Raw genomic sequence first — 16,763 nt, forward strand, 5'->3', positions numbered from 1 at the left:
TAGCGATAATGGACGTTTTGGAAAAAGAAAGATCACAACGTAAAGCAAATATAGAGGTGAAGGAGAAAGGATTTAAATTACCCAATTTAAGATGGGTGATTATTGGGTTGATTGCTTTAGCAACGGTCATTAATTATATCGACAGATCGGCGCTTGCAATGATGTTCCCTGGAGAAAAGGGAATAGGAAAGACATTGGGGCTGTCGAAAGACGATTACGCCTTGATCTTGAATATCTTTATGGTGGCCTACGCCCTCGGGCAGACGTTTTCGGGGAAAATCTTCGATAAGGTGGGGACACGTTTTGGTTATGTGATTTCTATCGGGATCTGGTCAATTTCTTCCTTCTGCCATACTTTTGCCCGCGGCATTTTTTCGCTTTCGTTTTTCAGATCCACTTTAGGGTTTGGCGAAGCAGGAAACTGGCCTGGTGCAGCAAAAAGTAATGCAGAGTGGTTCCCGATCAAAGAACGTGCTTTTGCGCAAGGCCTATTCAATGCAGGAGCCTCTCTGGGTTCTGTGGTAGCGCCTCCTTTTATCGCAACATTATTCGTGGCTTTTGGCTGGCAAACCACCTTCATGATCGTGGGTTCTTTAGGGATGACGTGGATCATTCCCTGGGTGCTGATCAATAAAGGAACGCCTACCAAACACCCATGGATTACCAAAGAAGAGTGTCATTATATCAAATCGGGGCAGTCGAAAGCAGACAACGATGAGACGGCAGAAGCCATGCCTCTTCTTAAAATTTTATCCTACAAACAAGCGTGGGCGGTATTGGTGTCCCGTTTCTTCATGGAGCCAATCTGGTGGTTGTTCGTTGGCTGGATGCCGATCTACCTTGCAGATACTTATGGCTTTGATGTCAAAGAAATTGGTGCCTTTGCCTGGATCCCTTATGTAGGAGCAGCGATCGGTTCGGTTGCTGGAGGGTACTACTCAGGATTGCTGATCAAAAAAGGAAAATCAACCAATGTGGCGCGTAAACAGACGATCGTTATTGGCGGTTTGATGATGCTTGCGGGTTTAGCGGCAGTATTAACGCTCGATTTAGGGAAATCCCCTGATTTGTTCGTGTATATCGTTGCAGTGGTATTGTTTGGTTTCCAATTTGCTATTGGTAATGTACAGACCCTTCCATCGGACTTGTTCTCTGGCAAAAATGTAGGATCGCTGGCGGGATTTGGCGGAACAATCGGGGTGATCTCCGTAGTGTTGATGAACTTCCTTGTTCCTAAACTGTCGGCAATTTCTTATAACTATATCTTCTTAATGATCGCCGTATTTGTCCCACTGGGCGTTGGATCGATCTTTTATTTTGCAAGAAATATCAAGCCTCTACAAGACTAAGCAACGCTTAGGGAGGTGTTCAAAATTAATTTAATACATAAAAAATATAATCATTATGAATCTTTCAGGAAAAGTAGCAATTATTACAGGTGGTGTACGTGACATCGGGCGTGAAATCACTTTGGCAATGGCAGAAGCAGGCGCAAAATTGGTAGTGAACTACTACGCTGCAGAAGAAAATGCAGAGGAAAATGCCGCTGAAACTGTTCGTTTGGCAAAAGAGAAAGGCGCTGAGATCATCACTGTTGCTGGTGACTTGATGAAAATGGACGAAGTGGAGAACGTTGTGGCTAAAGGTATCGAAGCTTTTGGTGACCGTATCGACGTATTGGTGAACGTAGCAGGTGGTATTGTTGGTCGTAAGAAAATCGAAGAGCAAGACGAGAACTGGTACAACTTGTTGATGGACTTGAACATGAAAACGGTTTGGGCCATGACAAAAGCTGTTCGTCCTTATTTGGGTGAAGGTTCTTCTATCGTGAACTTTGCTTCTCAGGCTGGTCGTGACGGTGCTGGTGGTGGTGCTTCTTTGTACGGTGCTTCTAAAGCTGCTGTAATGGGCTTCACTCGTGCAATGGCGAAAGAATTGGGACCTGACGGTATCCGTTGTAACGCATTGTGCCCAGGTATGATCGCAACGAAATTCCACGATGATCACACCCCGGCTCAGGCTCGTGTAAACGTTGCTGGTGCAACTGCTTTGCGTCGTGAAGGCCGTGCGGAAGAGGTCGCTGATTTGGTGGTTTACTTGGCTTCTGACAAGTCTTCATTCCTTTCAGGAAACAACATCGATATCAACGGTGGTTTGGCATTCTCTTGATGCAATAAAATAAAGCAACAAGGTCGGGTTTTTATGCCCGATCTTGCTTTATCACAAACAATGATGACTTTGTGAAACACCATTAATTCATTGATCAATACTGACTTTAGGCATGGTTCTGAACGATGATAATCTCTATCTTGTGAGAAGTTCATAGCCTGTTTTTTTAATAAATGCCAAGGTCATATTTTTATTCAAGGCGTTCAGGTGACCTATATTTTTTAGTGAAAGACAACACCTGAGTTGATTTTGAAATCAAACTTTTCTGCGGTATTGGGCTGATTTTTTACAATTTAATATTTGTATAAGCAATGGGTAAGGTTGTTACTTTTGGTGAGGTGCTGATGTGTCTGGCATCACCAGGATCTGTAAGGTTGAAGCAGTCTAAAAGTTTAGACATCGATTTTGGAGGAGCAGAAGCCAATGTGGCCGTTTCTTTGGCGCAATTTGGCGAAGATGTATCCTTCGTTACCAGGGTTCCGAAAAATGATATGGCGGAACTCGCACTGATGTCCCTCAAAAGTTTTGGTGTAAACACACATAATGTACAGTGGGGCGGTGACCGACTGGGCCTTTATTATTTTGAAAATGGGGCGGTTTATCGTGGCAGTAAAGTGATTTACGATCGCGATCATTCAGCAATGGCGACCATCGAGCCGCATACGGTAAACTGGGATGAGGTGTTTAAAGATGCTGACTGGTTTCACTGGACGGGCATCACGCCTGCATTATCGGCTTCGGCATTTAATGTTACCAAAGAGGCCCTGAAAGCCGCAAAAGAACGAGGTATTACCATTTCTGGCGACTATAATTTCCGCAAAAACCTCTGGAACTGGGGTGTAGAAGCGGAAGAAGTCATGCCAGAATTGATGAATTATTGCGACATCATGTCGGGCATTCACCCAGACGTTGATGTGGTTAAAGAAAAAGTATCTGATGCGCTTTATGCAGAAGCAGGGCAGCAGATGATGGACAAATATCCGAATTGTAAGTTGGTGGTTTTTACTTCGCGCGGAAGTGTATCGGCAAGTCATAACACTTGGGCGGGTGCATTGTACGACGGCGAGCGCGTTTATCGCAGCATCACTTACAATCTGACACACATTGTCGATCGTGTAGGGGGCGGAGACTCCTTTATGGCGGCATTGATTTATGCATTAAGAAATTACGAAACCAAGCAGGAAGCTGTGGATTTTGCCACGGCAGCTTCAACCCTGAAGCATTTTGTGCTTGGCGATCAAAATATATGTTCTGTTGAGGAGGTTGAAGCACTTATGGGTGGCGACCGCACAGGACTAATCAGTAGATAACATACAATCAAAAAATAGAATAGATACATGGCAAAAGTAGTCACTTTTGGAGAGATCATGTTGCGTTTGGCAACCCCTGGTTATTTGCGTTTTCACCAAGCAAACGAGTTCGAAGCAACTTACGGTGGTGGTGAGTCAAACGTAGCTGTTTCATTGGCAAATTACGGTATGGATGCTGAGTTCGTCACTCGTCTTCCAAAAAATGACATTGGTGATGCTGCAATCAAAAAATTGCGTTCTTACAACGTAGAGACTAAAAACATCGCTTTGGGTGGTGACCGCGTAGGGATCTACTTCTTGGAAACAGGTGCTGTTGCTCGTGGTTCTAAAGTTGTTTATGACCGTGCCAACTCTGCGATTGCTGAGATCACACCAGGCATGATCAACTGGAAAGAAGTTTTCGCTGATGCTACTTGGTTCCACTGGACGGGTATCACGCCAGCTTTGTCTGAAGGTGCTGCTGAAGCATTGAAAGAAGCTTTGGAAGTAGCAAAAGACATGGGCGTTACGGTTTCTTGTGACTTGAACTACCGTGCCAAATTGTGGAAATACGGAAAAGCTTGTCATGAAGTAATGCCTGCATTGGTTGCTTTGACTGACGTTGTTTTGGGTAATGAGGAAGATGCTGAAATGGCATTGCACATTTCTCCTGACGGTGTGGACGTAACAGGTGGTCACGTAGAAGGCGAGGCTTACTTGTCTGTATCTAAAAAGATCATGGAGAAATTCCCAAAGGTGAAGAAAGTAATCACAACACTTCGTGGTTCTATCAACGCCAACCACAACACTTGGGAAGGTGTATTGTATGATGGCAAGACTTTGTTCAAGTCTTCTCGCAAGTATGATATCACGCACATCGTTGACCGTGTAGGTGGTGGAGATTCTTTCATGGGTGGATTGATCTACGGATTGAACACTTACACGGAAGATGATCAAAAAGCTTTGGATTTCGCCGTAGCTGCTTCATGTTTGAAACACACGATCAAAGGTGATTTCAACTTGGTAACGGTTGACGAAGTAGAGAAATTGATGGGTGGTGACGCTTCAGGTCGCGTAGCTCGATAAGATTTCTTTGTTTTGATGAGTACCCACAGATTACACAGATGCTCACAGATTTTTTTAGGGAGTTGATGAAATCACAGGTACTGATTAGGACATATTAGAGGTTGATGTAAAAATAGCATTGACCTCTTTTAAACAAATTCATTAATAAAAGAGCCCCTGACAGTTTATCAGATCTTTGGAGGAACACATCAAATCTGTGGAAATCTGTGGGTTAATTCTTAACTGACAGGAGGACAAAATATATTCCAGTAATGGCAAAATTCACAAGAATTGAAGTCGCTCAGAAGATGAAAGAAACAGGGATGATTCCTGTATTCTTCCACAAAGACTTGGACGTTTGTAAGCAAGTATTGAAAGCTACTTACGATGGTGGAGCACGTGTATTTGAATTCGTAAACCGTGGCGATTTCGCTCACGAGGTTTTTGGCGAATTGATCAAATGGGCAGCTACTGAAACCCCAGAAATGATCTTGGGTATCGGTTCTGTCGTTGATGCACCAACAACAGCATTGTACATTCAATTGGGTGCAAACTTCGTGGTTTCTCCAATCATGAACCCAGAGATGGCCAAAGTATGTAACCGCCGCAAGATCGCCTGGTCTCCAGGTTGTGGTTCTTTGTCTGAGATCTCTATGGCGGAAGAATTGGGTTGTGAGGTTGTTAAGATCTTCCCTGGTCAGCAAGTAGGTGGTCCTGATTTCGTGAAAGCGGTAAAAGGTCCTTTCCCATGGTCTTCAATCATGCCAACAGGTGGTGTGAAGCCTGAGCGTGAGAATTTGACAGAGTGGTTCAATGCAGGAGTTCACTGTGTAGGAATGGGATCGCAATTGATGATCAAAGATGCTGATGGCAACTTTGACTTGGAGGCGATCAAGAATAAAACTAAAGAAGCCTTGGCGATTATCGCTGAGCTTCGCGGATAATTTCGCAATTATCCACAGAGACAGGGCAACACCTGCGCTGTCTCTGTGCGATTGCCTTTTTCCTTTCCAAAGAAAAAAGCGGCACTGCTACGCTGGTCGCACATTGGAGGGGAGGACACCGTGAGGGTGAAAATTTCAGCGCCAGCGCATTGCACTCCATTTTATTTTTTGACCTTTTACATTTCACATTTTTACCCTTTCACCTCACCTCAAGTAAAGGATCAAAAAACGCTTCACTTCAGTAAAAGAGTGCACATTATAATACAACATACATTAGGGAAATCATGAAAAACTTTTTTACAAAGTTATCCATGACGGTTTTTCTTGCCGCAGCCTTAGGGACTGTGCAGGCAAAGAACGTCCTGGTAAAAGATATGAATGCACTGAAAAGTGCTGTGAAGGCGGTCGCTCCTGGAGATACAATCTCTTTGGCGTCAGGTCGTTGGGTGGATGCCAAAATCAAACTTGATATTCAAGGAACGGAGCAGGCAGGTGTTGTTGTTCAGGCACAGGAAACGGGCAAAACCTTCCTAACTGGAAATTCATCTTTGGAGATGGCTGGTGAATACTTTACCGTTAAAGGGTTGATTTTCACGGACGGTTATGCCAAAGGACGTGCGGCGGTTCGTTTCAGAATCAAAAGCAAAATGGCCAAGCATGTTCGCATGACTGAGGTCGTGATGGATCACTACAATCCTGCGGATCGCTTCGAGAAAACGTCGTGGGTGGAGCTTTATGGTCAGCACAATGAAATCGACCATTGTTACTTCGGCGGAAAGCTGAATGCTGGGGTATTGATGGCCGTTCGTTTAAACTATAAGGAGTCGCGTGAAAATTACCACCAGATCCATAACAATATTTTTGGTTCCCGTCCAAAGTTGGGATCCAATGGCGGGGAAACCTTGCGTGTAGGCACTTCGACTTACGCCAATGTTACTTCGGCAACAATGATTGAGAACAACATCTTCGATCACTGTTCGGGAGAAGTAGAGGTGGTATCGATCAAATCATCAGACAATACGATCAAAGGAAACGTTTTCCGTGGTTGCGAAGGCGTAATGACGATGCGTCATGGTGACCGCAATAAAGTTTTGGGCAACTACTTCCTTGGTGAAGAGCTTCCAAATAACAGTGGCGGTTTGCGTATCATCAATGGTGACCACGAGGTAAAAGGCAACTACTTCCAGAATTTGGGAGGTCGCCGATTCTTTGCGCCTTTGGGGATTATGAATGGCGTGCCGAACTCATTGGCCAACCGATATATCCGCGCGCACCATGTAACACTGGAGGACAATCATCTATTCAATTGCCCTCGTATTGAGTTGTGTGTGGGTTCAGACCGTGAGCGTACCCAAACGCCAGACCATATTGTGTTTAAAAACAATACTTTCTATAACCCAAACCAGGGGGATATCTTCACCAAGTTGGATGATATTTCAGGCTTCACTTTCAAAGGAAACAAATACGTGAACAACGGTTTCAAAGTGAAGGAAAAGGGCATGAAAGCCATTGATGCAGATACTTACCACAAAACAAAAGAAGGATTGTGGGCAAGCAAAAACTTTACGCCTGAGTTGCCTGTAAAAGACAACGAAGCGGGACCTCAGTGGTACACACCAATCTCTGACGCCATTGTTTTGACGGACAAGCACACCAAAGTGGCGAATTATGAGGCGTTGGCCGAAGCGATTGCCAATGCTGAAAACGGTGAGACCATTGAAATTACAGCGGATGAAATCCGTTTTATGAAAGGTTTGCACCTGACCAAATTTGTAAACATTGTTTATAAAGGTGAAGGGCAGTCCTTGTTCCATTATTTGGCAGAAGGCAGCAGCCGTCAGCCATTCTTCACGATTGAAAATGGCGGTAGCCTTAAAATTTCAGGGATCAAGTTCAATGGTCGTTCGGATACCGGAATTGTGAATGCGGGTATCAGTACTTCCACTTCACCAATGATTCAGCACTATACTTTGAATGTTGAAAACTGTACTTTCCAGAATTTTGATGGTTCAGATTATTGCGCTTTCCGTGCATACACATCAACTTTTGCTGATGAAATTACCTTCCAAAACTGTCTGTTCACCAATATTTCTGGTGTGGCACTGAACATCAATGGGCAGACAGAAAAACTGGGACGTTACAGCGCCGAGCAGGTAACCATCGAAAACTGTACGTTCGATAAAGTAATGACAGGTGCGATGGCGATCACACGCATGGGTAATGACGAATCGACCACTGGTCCTGCGGTTGTGGTTAAAAACTGTGACTTTATCGAAACAGGAAATAAAGAATTGGGTTCGGCGGTATTGTTGTGGGGTGTTCAGCAATTGGAGCTGGACGGCTTGTTCTTCTACAACTCTGGTGCTTCAGGTCGTACGATCCGCTTTGAAGATCCATTATGGGCCATTTCAAAAATCGACCATATTCTTTCGATCAATTCTGGTCGTATTGAGTCCTATTATAAACGTACAGGTGAGCATATTTATCCTATCAATAAAACAATGAGCCGCCAGGAAGCCATGAAGATGAAATCATCTTATAAAACAGGCTTGATTTTCGGCACGAAATAAAACATTACGCTGTCCTTTTTGGCAAATATGTGTCAGCGCAGGAGGAAATTGAATGTGCACTGCATTTTGTTGCAGGCGCTCTTTTTCCGATCCTGAAAATACTGTTGAATGAGTTGATCATAGCATTGATTCCTTAAAAAACACTGCTGCTGCCTATACATAGGAAGTAGTTAAAATGTCTTTCCTTAATGCTATGTATCTTGGCCCTTCCTGATTTTTCAGCGAAGGGCTTTTTCGTTTTATGCAGCAGCAAAGTTGCCCATACAAACACAGGAGTTCCCTTAATTGCTGTGACGGGAAAAGGACGAATGAATACAATAGGGAGTCTCTGCGGATAAAATATTTGACAGCAATTGAGGGGATTGCTCGATCCACGACCTTTCAGTAATCCTTTTTTCTATTTGTTGGTCATGATTACGGACAACCTTATGTCCGTGCAAGAACATCAGCAAGAAATCGTAACGGCCTGATTTTTTGAACAATTCAATTAAAATGAAGGCTTTTTTCTACTATCACGTAATTTGGATTAATCTAAGGTATTTTGTCTAAAACGGGCTGTGACAATCTCTTTTTATCGTATCAATTAATCACATTAAATCCATCGTAATAAAATTGGTAAACCATCCCGTGAAGGCTCATCAGATTTTAATATACGAATGGTTTGACAAATGTCATGCTTGACAATGATGTCAAGGGGCGTGCAACTATGTTTATGGTTGTATTATTAAAATTTCCGCTAATTGTATGACTTTAGTTATTTTAAGCACCCTGCTATAATGATCTGTATCAGTTTTTTACGAAAAATACCTGATTGTAGTATTTGTAAAATAGACCGCGAAATTTTGTGAATTTGAAATTTTGAGCACTTTAATCAGGGTGTTTTTACCTTCTCGATAATTTCATATCGATAGATGGTGATTATGATTATTATTTTAGTGATTGGTCCGAAATTATAATTATCAAAAACCGATAATGTGTGTAAAAAATTATCTCTAAATCTGTTTAGCGCAATCTCGATTTTTTTTAGAAAATCATTTTCCTCAATTTTGGTGAACCAAAAACCAACATGCTGATTCTTTCAAGAGTCGGTATTATTGTTGCAGGTTCAAAATTACAGAAAAATAGGATTTCGATATGAAACGACTAAATCTACTTTTATTTGCATTACTGCTCAGCTTCATGTCTGTTCAAGTATATGCAAAAGACTCCGTTCAGCATCCTTCATTGGTATTGACACAAAATACCGTTCAACAATTACGCGAAGGATATCAAAAATACCCACTCATGCACCAAGCCATCGACGCCATGAAGCAACGTGTTGATGCCGCGATGCAAAAAGATATGTGTATTCCAATTCCTAAAGATCCAGGTGGCGGATTTACACACGAACAGCACAAGCGCAATTACATGAGCATGTACGAAGCTGGGGTTTTGTATCAGGTTTTTCAGGATGCTAAATATGCGAAGTATGTAGAGACCATGTTGTTGAAGTATGCGGATATGTTCCCATCGTTGCCAACGCACCCTGTCAAAAAATCTTACGCTCCAGGTAAATTGTTCTGGCAGTGTTTGAACGATGACAACTGGGTAGTTTATTCGACGCAGGCTTATGATTGCGTTTATGAGACTTTGAGTGCGAAGACGATCAAGAAAATCGAGAAGAACTTGTGGCGTCCATATGCGAAATTCTTGTCTGTACAGAACTTGCCAGTATTCAACCGTGTACACAACCACGGCGCTTGGGATGTAGCGGCAGTAGGGATGATCGGTTATGTAATCGGTGACCACAAAATCGTTGATCAGTGTTTGTACGGTTACTTCAAAAAACCTTTGAAAGGTGATGATAACTACCGTGAGCAACATGCCCGTGCAGGTTTTTATGCCAACTTGAACCAATTGTTCTCGCCAACAGGATACTATACGGAAGGTCCTTACTACCAACGTTATTCAATGACGCCGTTCATCACTTTTGCGGAAGTTATTCAGAACAACGAGCCTAAGCGTGATATTTTCCACTACCGTAACAATGTATTGTTGAATGCAGTAGATGGTTTGATTCAGTTGACGGATGCTAAAGGCCAGTTCTTGCCTTATAATGATGCAATCAAAGAAATGAGTATTCAAGCTCCTGTAGTTGTGGATGCGATTGGTATGGCTTATGGTCACTACCAAAACCCTAACTATTTGGCGGTAGCACATCTTCAAAACAAAGTAGGTGTTTCTGCGGGTGGTTTGATGTTGGCTAAAGCGATTGCCGAAGGTAAAGCGCCTTCAATGGTAGCGCGTAAATCAACGGTATTGACTGACGGTAACAACGGTAAAGAAGGTGGTATCGCTTTCATGTACTCTAACAACCCAAAGAACCAGACGACAATGACCATGAAGTTCTCTAAACATGGTTTGGCGCACGGTCACTTTGATAAATTGAGCATCTTGTTCTATGACAACGACCGTGAAGTATTGCAAGATTACGGTGCGGCGCGTTATGTAAACGTTGAGGCTAAAGACGGTGGTCGTTACCTTGCAGAAAACAAGACTTTCGCTCGTCAGACAGGTTCTCACTCAACCATGACCGTTGATGGTAAATGTCAATTCGACGCTAACTTCGATGAGTCTATGAAGCGTTGGGGAGATTTGTTGTTCTTCGACACAGATCATAAAGAATACCAGGGAATGCGTGCTGATCAAAAGCAAGTTTACAAAGGTGTGGATATGCAACGTACCATTGTTCAGATCCAGGATGCTTCTTTGAACAAACCATTCTTTGTTGATGTAATGGAAGGTTTCTCTAAAGAAGAGCATTCTTACGATTTGGCTTACCACTACTTGGGTCAGGTAATGGATTACAGCTTTGATACTTTCAACTCAGAAAAAACATTGTCGCCATTAGGTACTGAAGGTGGTTTCCAATACATCTGGAAAGTTGCTACGGCTGAAACGCACACGAAAAACGCGCAGTTCTCGTGGTTGAACGACAAAACATTCTACAGCATCACAACGGCGAACACTGCGCCTACTCAGGAGTTCATGGGACTTTACGGTGCGAATGATCCTCACTTCAACTTGCGCAACCAGCCAATGTATATGATGCGTCGTAAAGGTAAAGACGTTCGTTTTGTGAACATCTTCGAGCCTCACGGTAGCATTCACCCAGCGACTGACGAGTTGGTGAACAACACCAAAAGCCAGATCAAAAATGTTACTGACAAACAGCTTTCAAACGGCTTGACTCAGATCACTGTTGATCACGCTAACGGTCATCAGTACATCGTTCTTTTGTCAAACAACAACGACAAAACTGCCGCTCACCAAGCCACAGTAAACGGACAGGATGTTAAATGGGAAGGCCCATTGAATGTGATCATCAAATAAACCAAAAAATATCAAGGGGCTGCTTCGGCAGTCCCTTAACCCACACATCGCTAATATCAAAAATACATTTGTGTATTTGCAACACTACACCTCATAACCACTAACAGCTTGACTCGCTGAAATTTGCAAATCGAAACGATTTATTAGGATGAATGTGATAAAATCTACTCTTGGCACTTTAGCCGCAACCATTATGGTCGCGGGAATGGGGTTTGCCCAAGCTCCTGTAAAAAAGAAAACATCCTCTTCTGCTGATGGCCTGACGAAGCAGATCAATGTATTTTCAAGTGAAAATGCGACCAATGATGTTCCCCGTGAACTGAACACTGGTATTCCTGGCCTTTCCACAAAACAGACCTATTCTGGTACGTTCTTCGAAATGGGCTACGGGACAACCCTTGGTTATAGAAACTACCTTTTGTCTGGGCAGCGTGAGCAACCAGACCGCCTTTCGACCATCATTCAGTATGGTTACCCAGGTTTTGTGATTAACTACAAGCCTAAAAAAGTAGCCAATTCTATCACGGGTATGATCGGTGCTACCGATCGTGGTACACGTTTCATGGATGCACAAGTAATGCAATCCCTTGCTCAAGGCTGGTATGTGGGGGTAGGTCTTTCGGCAAAAGATGCTAAAGGACCATTCCATTATCAGGATGGCTGGACAGGCACAAGCGGCTACAACTTCGTTGGGCGTGTCGGCAAAACATTGAAGAAAGGAAATATTAATATTGACTTCTATTACAGTAATATCCACGAAACAGATAAGCCTAACGTAATCTTCAACCTGGAAGAGAATGGTGATATTTCGAACACTGGATTTTCTGATTATAACAATTATCTGTTGCCTTCTATCGGTAATTTTGATCTTTATAATCCCGTTACGGGCCAAACAAGTGTGGTTCACCCTGCAGGGGCGATCACCTATGAAACCAAAGGGCTGGATTTGAAATACGATCACTTCTTTGATAATGGCTGGGCATTGAATTCCATCTTGCGTTTCAGTGTTACCGATCGTAACCGGACAATTTGGAAGCCAGTAGCGAAACCTTTCTTGGCTTCAACTTACAATGCGGGTGCTGGTGTAGAAATGACCAACAGCCAGACAGGTGCGGTGATCTCTCCAAATACCTACATGGTAAAGTCTAAATACGAAACTTCAGAAGGTACTAAACCTTTCTCTCAGTTGTATTCCGCTTCGGTATTGAGCAAAACGTTCAACAAGCATAAAGTGGCTTTCGGTTACAATTTGCAGTGGATCAAAATGGATCGCATCGTTACGCAGCAACGTGTAGATTTGGATGTTACCACTCCCGATGGCTTGGCATTGCCAATAACTTTGACTGATGCAGCGGGTAATACAACCACAGGTGCGATTGCCTACAACAACCAATATGGAGAAGGTAGAGACATCAATTCTGTAACAACTTCTTTGTTTGCCAAAGACGACTGGAAGATCAATGCTAAATTCACGCTTTCTTACGGTTACCGTCTGGATATCTTCAGCAACAAGTATTCAAAAATCCTGAAAACAGGCTTGGGTGTTGATCAAAATGCTTTTGGTGGTAATCCTTTGATTGCGGCAAAAGATTTCAGAAATGGCACAGACCCTGTTTGGTACAATTATAATCAGACCAACCTTGGACACAGTGGCTTCCTGGGCTTTGTTTACAAAACAGGACCTTTCCGCATCGATGCTTCGGTAGCAAAAAGTTTGTTGAACCTGGGGATTACCAAAACAACAACGACGCCCGATCCTAATTACAATATGGATGCCATCAACGACATCTATATGGCACAGGCGAACTTCGGATATATCAAGGCTAAATATGGTGTCCGTACTGGTATCAGCTACATCACCAAAACCAACGATTACGAAGCCATTGCTCTGACTGACGGTACAACAATCGGAATTTTACATAATGTAAAAACAACGGGTTTCAATGTGAATGCTTATGCGAAACCGATCAAAGGGTTGAGCATGGTGCTTCAGTACACTTATCAGGAGCCAAAATATGATCAATACCAAATTCCTAACAAAGATGGAAATGGCATTGCATACGATTACACTGGAAACACGCCGACAGGTATCGCAAAGCACATTATTGAGTTCAATACAAGCTACAAAGTGAGCTCCCGTTTGAGTGCGAACGCTTTGTTCCGCTACCAGTCGAAAAAGGCATTGGATAAAATGAACATTTTCTACAACGCACCATACGTATTCACAACAGCTGGTTTGTCCTATAAACTGACGCCAGCGATTACGATCGGTTACCGTTGTACGAACCTTACCAACAGACAATCACCTTCTGGTTTGACTGGATTGCCAAAAGCGGACCCAAGCAAAAAAGGAGAGGTTTACGGACAGCCAATCGTTGGCCGTATCAGCAGCCCACGTGAACATGTGGTAACGGTGAAATTTAAATTCTAAACCATAGGCAAAGGGCCGTGTCATTACTGAACGGTCTTTTGTGCTTGTTTTTGCAGGACAGGTACAACTGCATATTGGGAAAGTTACAGCCTGAAATGGCTCCCAAAATACAGTTGAAAAACCGATAATATATTTTTCTGCGGAACGTGCTTATGGTATGAATCTTGATATATAGTAATAGGTCAATTGGTTTACCAAAAACCAAAACGCCAAATTTAGCACATTCATCAGCCCGCCAGTTCTATCAGGAAAAGGCGACGGATGATCCGCTAATGACTCTTTTGATAATCTACAATTTTTATAATTATGAAAAAGGTACAGAGTGACGCATTCTTCTTGGATGCTGACAACGAATGGGAAGTATTAGGTGGCGGAATTTCTCGCAAAATCATGGGATACGATGAGTCGATCATGATGGTGAAAGTAAATTTCGAAAAAGGAAGTATCGGTACTCCTCACCAGCATGTTCATTCACAAACTACCTATGTAGTAAGTGGCGCATTTGAAATGGATGTTGAAGGTAAAAAACAAGTGTTGAAAGGTGGCGATTCTTTTTACATCGCACCAGATTTGATGCACTCAGCAGTTTGCCTTGAAGCAGGAATGTTGATTGACGTTTTCAGCCCGATCAGAGAAGACTTCCTTGACGGTACTAAGCCTGCATATTTAGGCGGCGGTAAATAATCATTACCCAAAAAACTCTTGTGGCCATGAAAAGCAAAAATGAATGGAAAGGCTCAGCGAAAAAGGTGAAAACCAATATGCGCTGGGTAATTATCGGCTTAATCGCCCTGGCGACGGTCATTAATTATATTGACAGGTCGGCATTGGCAATGATGTGGCCCGATATTGCTAAAGACCTGGATCTCACCAAAGCAGATTATGCTTTGATCCTCAATATTTTCATGGTGGCTTATGCCCTTGGGCAGTCATTTTCTGGGAAGATCTTCGATAAGGTCGGGACACGCTTCGGCTATGTCATCTCGATCGGTATCTGGTCAATTTCTTCCTTCTGTCACAGTTTCGTAAGAGGAATCTTCGGTTTTGGTTTTTTAAGATCAACCCTGGGTTTTGGCGAAGCAGGTAACTGGCCTGGTGCCGTAAAAAGTAATGCCGAATGGTTCCCGATCAAGGAGCGTGCTTTTGCACAGGGATTGTTTAACGCAGGAGCCTCTCTGGGTGCCGTAGTTGCCCCATTGTTGATCGCCTATTTGTGGGCAGCATTTGGCTGGAGAACCACCTTTATGTTTGTCGGTTCTTTCGGTATGCTGTGGATCCTCCCTTGGATCTTGATCAATAAAGGAAATCCGAAAAATCACCCCTGGGTGAATGAGGCAGAGTGTGAGTACATCAAATCTGGCCAAAGCGAAGAGGATAACGACGAGAACAGTAAGGCCATGAGCCTGAAAGAGATCCTGAGCCACCGTGCTTGTTGGGCAGTGTTGGCTTCGCGTTTCTTTTTCGAGCCCATCTGGTGGTTGTTCGTTGGCTGGATGCCCATCTACCTCGCCGATACTTACGGCTTTAATGTCAAAGAAATCGGGATGTTCGCTTGGGTGCCTTATGTGGGTGCAGCCCTTGGCTCGATCGTCGGAGGATATTACTCAGGCTTACTATTAAAACAAGGAAAAACGGTCAACTACGCTCGGAAAAAGACCATCATCATTGGTGGTGCAATTATGTTCCTGGGCTTGGTAGCCACTATATTATTCGCAAAAACACCAGAAGTATTCGTCGCAATTGTCGCCTTTGTATTGTTCGGCTTTCAGTTTGCTATCGGTAATGTACAGACCATCCCTTCCGATTTGCTTGCTGGAAAATCAGTGGGTTCACTTGCTGGACTCGGTGGCACTGTGGGCGTTTTGTCAGTCGTACTGATGAACTTCCTCGTGGCGAAAATTTCCAGTGTATCCTATACTCCAGTCTTTATCTTGATTGCGGTATTGGTACCATTGGGTGTCGGCTCCATCTTCCTTTTAGCGAAGAATTTGAAGCCAGTAGAAAAAAATTAACAAAATTACTTAAATAATCACAATTATGAATCTTTCAGGAAAAGTAGCAATTATTACAGGTGGTGTACGTGACATCGGACGTGAAATCACTTTGGCAATGGCAGAAGCAGGTGCAAAATTGGTAGTGAACTACTATGCAGCTGAAGACAAAGCAGAAGAAAATGCTGCTGAGACTGTACGTTTGGCAAAAGAAAAAGGTGCTGAGATCATCACTGTTGCTGGTGACTTGATGAAAACTGAAGACGTTGAGAACGTTGTTGCTAAATGTGTTGAAACATTCGGTGAGCGTATCGATGTATTGGTGAACGTTGCAGGTGGTATTGTTGGTCGTAAGAAAATCGAAGAGCAAGACGAGAACTGGTACAACTTGTTGATGGACTTGAACATGAAAACAGTTTGGTCGATGACTAAAGCGGTTCGTCCTCACTTGGGTGAAGGTTCTTCTATCGTGAACTTTGCTTCTCAGGCTGGTCGTGACGGTGCTGGTGGTGGTGCTTCTTTGTACGGTGCTTCTAAAGCTGCTGTAATGGGCTTCACTCGTGCAATGGCGAAAGAATTGGGACCTGATGGTATCCGTTGTAACGCATTGTGCCCAGGTATGATCGCAACGAAATTCCACGATGATCACACTCCTGCTCAAGCGCGTGTAAATGTTGCTGGTGCAACTGCTTTGCGTCGTGAAGGTCGTGCTGATGAGGTTGCTGACTTGGTGGTTTACTTGGCTTCTGACAAGTCTTCATTCCTTTCAGGTAACAACATCGATATCAACGGTGGTTTGGCATTCTCTTGATGCAATAAAATAAATAACAAGGCCCGCTTTTTCGAGCAGGCCTTGTTCCTCCTTTACCATAAGCCTGGTCGCCATGGCCATGTCCAACGGTAAGGTTTAATATATCTGATGCAAACCTCCA

Annotated in this window: 11 protein-coding genes; all 11 read left to right on the forward strand. The window is 43.3% G+C overall.

The window, feature by feature from the left end:
* The first annotated feature begins 8 nt into the window (after positions 1 to 8).
* A complete protein-coding gene (locus tag AABK40_RS16295; protein WP_338398165.1) occupies positions 9 to 1,349 on the forward strand; it encodes an MFS transporter in 1,341 nt (446 codons plus the stop codon).
* A gap of 55 nt (positions 1,350 to 1,404) precedes the next feature.
* Positions 1,405 to 2,169, forward strand: coding sequence for an SDR family NAD(P)-dependent oxidoreductase (locus AABK40_RS16300; RefSeq protein WP_332921545.1), 765 nt, complete (start codon positions 1,405 to 1,407; stop codon positions 2,167 to 2,169).
* A 311-nt stretch (positions 2,170 to 2,480) separates the two neighbouring features.
* Positions 2,481 to 3,479 (forward strand): sugar kinase, encoded by a 999-nt coding sequence (locus AABK40_RS16305; protein WP_332921544.1) that lies wholly within the window; start codon positions 2,481 to 2,483, stop codon positions 3,477 to 3,479.
* A gap of 27 nt (positions 3,480 to 3,506) precedes the next feature.
* Positions 3,507 to 4,544: a PfkB family carbohydrate kinase gene (locus AABK40_RS16310; RefSeq protein WP_338398166.1), complete on the forward strand. Its 1,038-nt coding sequence runs from the start codon at positions 3,507 to 3,509 to the stop codon at positions 4,542 to 4,544.
* A gap of 251 nt (positions 4,545 to 4,795) precedes the next feature.
* Positions 4,796 to 5,467, forward strand: a complete 672-nt coding sequence (locus AABK40_RS16315; RefSeq protein WP_338398167.1) for a bifunctional 4-hydroxy-2-oxoglutarate aldolase/2-dehydro-3-deoxy-phosphogluconate aldolase — start codon at positions 4,796 to 4,798, stop codon at positions 5,465 to 5,467.
* A gap of 284 nt (positions 5,468 to 5,751) precedes the next feature.
* On the forward strand, positions 5,752 to 8,037 hold the full coding sequence (locus AABK40_RS16320) for a polysaccharide lyase 6 family protein (protein WP_338398168.1): 2,286 nt from the start codon (positions 5,752 to 5,754) through the stop codon (positions 8,035 to 8,037).
* A gap of 1,134 nt (positions 8,038 to 9,171) precedes the next feature.
* Positions 9,172 to 11,409, forward strand: coding sequence for an alginate lyase family protein (locus AABK40_RS16325; protein WP_338398169.1), 2,238 nt, complete (start codon positions 9,172 to 9,174; stop codon positions 11,407 to 11,409).
* 148 nt (positions 11,410 to 11,557) lie between these two features.
* Positions 11,558 to 13,840 (forward strand): TonB-dependent receptor domain-containing protein, encoded by a 2,283-nt coding sequence (locus AABK40_RS16330; RefSeq protein ID WP_338398170.1) that lies wholly within the window; start codon positions 11,558 to 11,560, stop codon positions 13,838 to 13,840.
* A gap of 306 nt (positions 13,841 to 14,146) precedes the next feature.
* Positions 14,147 to 14,524 carry a cupin domain-containing protein gene (locus AABK40_RS16335; protein WP_332922909.1) on the forward strand — a complete coding sequence of 126 codons (378 nt, stop codon included), beginning with the start codon at positions 14,147 to 14,149 and terminating at the stop codon, positions 14,522 to 14,524.
* 26 nt (positions 14,525 to 14,550) lie between these two features.
* Positions 14,551 to 15,852 (forward strand): MFS transporter, encoded by a 1,302-nt coding sequence (locus AABK40_RS16340; RefSeq protein WP_332922910.1) that lies wholly within the window; start codon positions 14,551 to 14,553, stop codon positions 15,850 to 15,852.
* Between the two features lie 25 nt (positions 15,853 to 15,877).
* Positions 15,878 to 16,642 (forward strand): SDR family NAD(P)-dependent oxidoreductase, encoded by a 765-nt coding sequence (locus tag AABK40_RS16345; RefSeq protein ID WP_332922911.1) that lies wholly within the window; start codon positions 15,878 to 15,880, stop codon positions 16,640 to 16,642.
* Positions 16,643 to 16,763: the final 121 nt, after the last annotated feature.

It is taken from the genome of Persicobacter psychrovividus (assembly GCF_036492425.1).
GTDB classification, from domain to species: Bacteria; Bacteroidota; Bacteroidia; order Cytophagales; family Cyclobacteriaceae; genus Persicobacter; species Persicobacter psychrovividus.

Coding starts and splice junctions, on each gene's coding strand:
- AABK40_RS16295 (WP_338398165.1), top strand. CDS start 9: ATGGACGTTTTGGAAAAAGAAAGATCACAACGTAAAGCAAATATAGAG.
- AABK40_RS16300 (WP_332921545.1), top strand. CDS start 1,405: ATGAATCTTTCAGGAAAAGTAGCAATTATTACAGGTGGTGTACGTGAC.
- AABK40_RS16305 (WP_332921544.1), top strand. CDS start 2,481: ATGGGTAAGGTTGTTACTTTTGGTGAGGTGCTGATGTGTCTGGCATCA.
- AABK40_RS16310 (WP_338398166.1), top strand. CDS start 3,507: ATGGCAAAAGTAGTCACTTTTGGAGAGATCATGTTGCGTTTGGCAACC.
- AABK40_RS16315 (WP_338398167.1), top strand. CDS start 4,796: ATGGCAAAATTCACAAGAATTGAAGTCGCTCAGAAGATGAAAGAAACA.
- AABK40_RS16320 (WP_338398168.1), top strand. CDS start 5,752: ATGAAAAACTTTTTTACAAAGTTATCCATGACGGTTTTTCTTGCCGCA.
- AABK40_RS16325 (WP_338398169.1), top strand. CDS start 9,172: ATGAAACGACTAAATCTACTTTTATTTGCATTACTGCTCAGCTTCATG.
- AABK40_RS16330 (WP_338398170.1), top strand. CDS start 11,558: ATGAATGTGATAAAATCTACTCTTGGCACTTTAGCCGCAACCATTATG.
- AABK40_RS16335 (WP_332922909.1), top strand. CDS start 14,147: ATGAAAAAGGTACAGAGTGACGCATTCTTCTTGGATGCTGACAACGAA.
- AABK40_RS16340 (WP_332922910.1), top strand. CDS start 14,551: ATGAAAAGCAAAAATGAATGGAAAGGCTCAGCGAAAAAGGTGAAAACC.
- AABK40_RS16345 (WP_332922911.1), top strand. CDS start 15,878: ATGAATCTTTCAGGAAAAGTAGCAATTATTACAGGTGGTGTACGTGAC.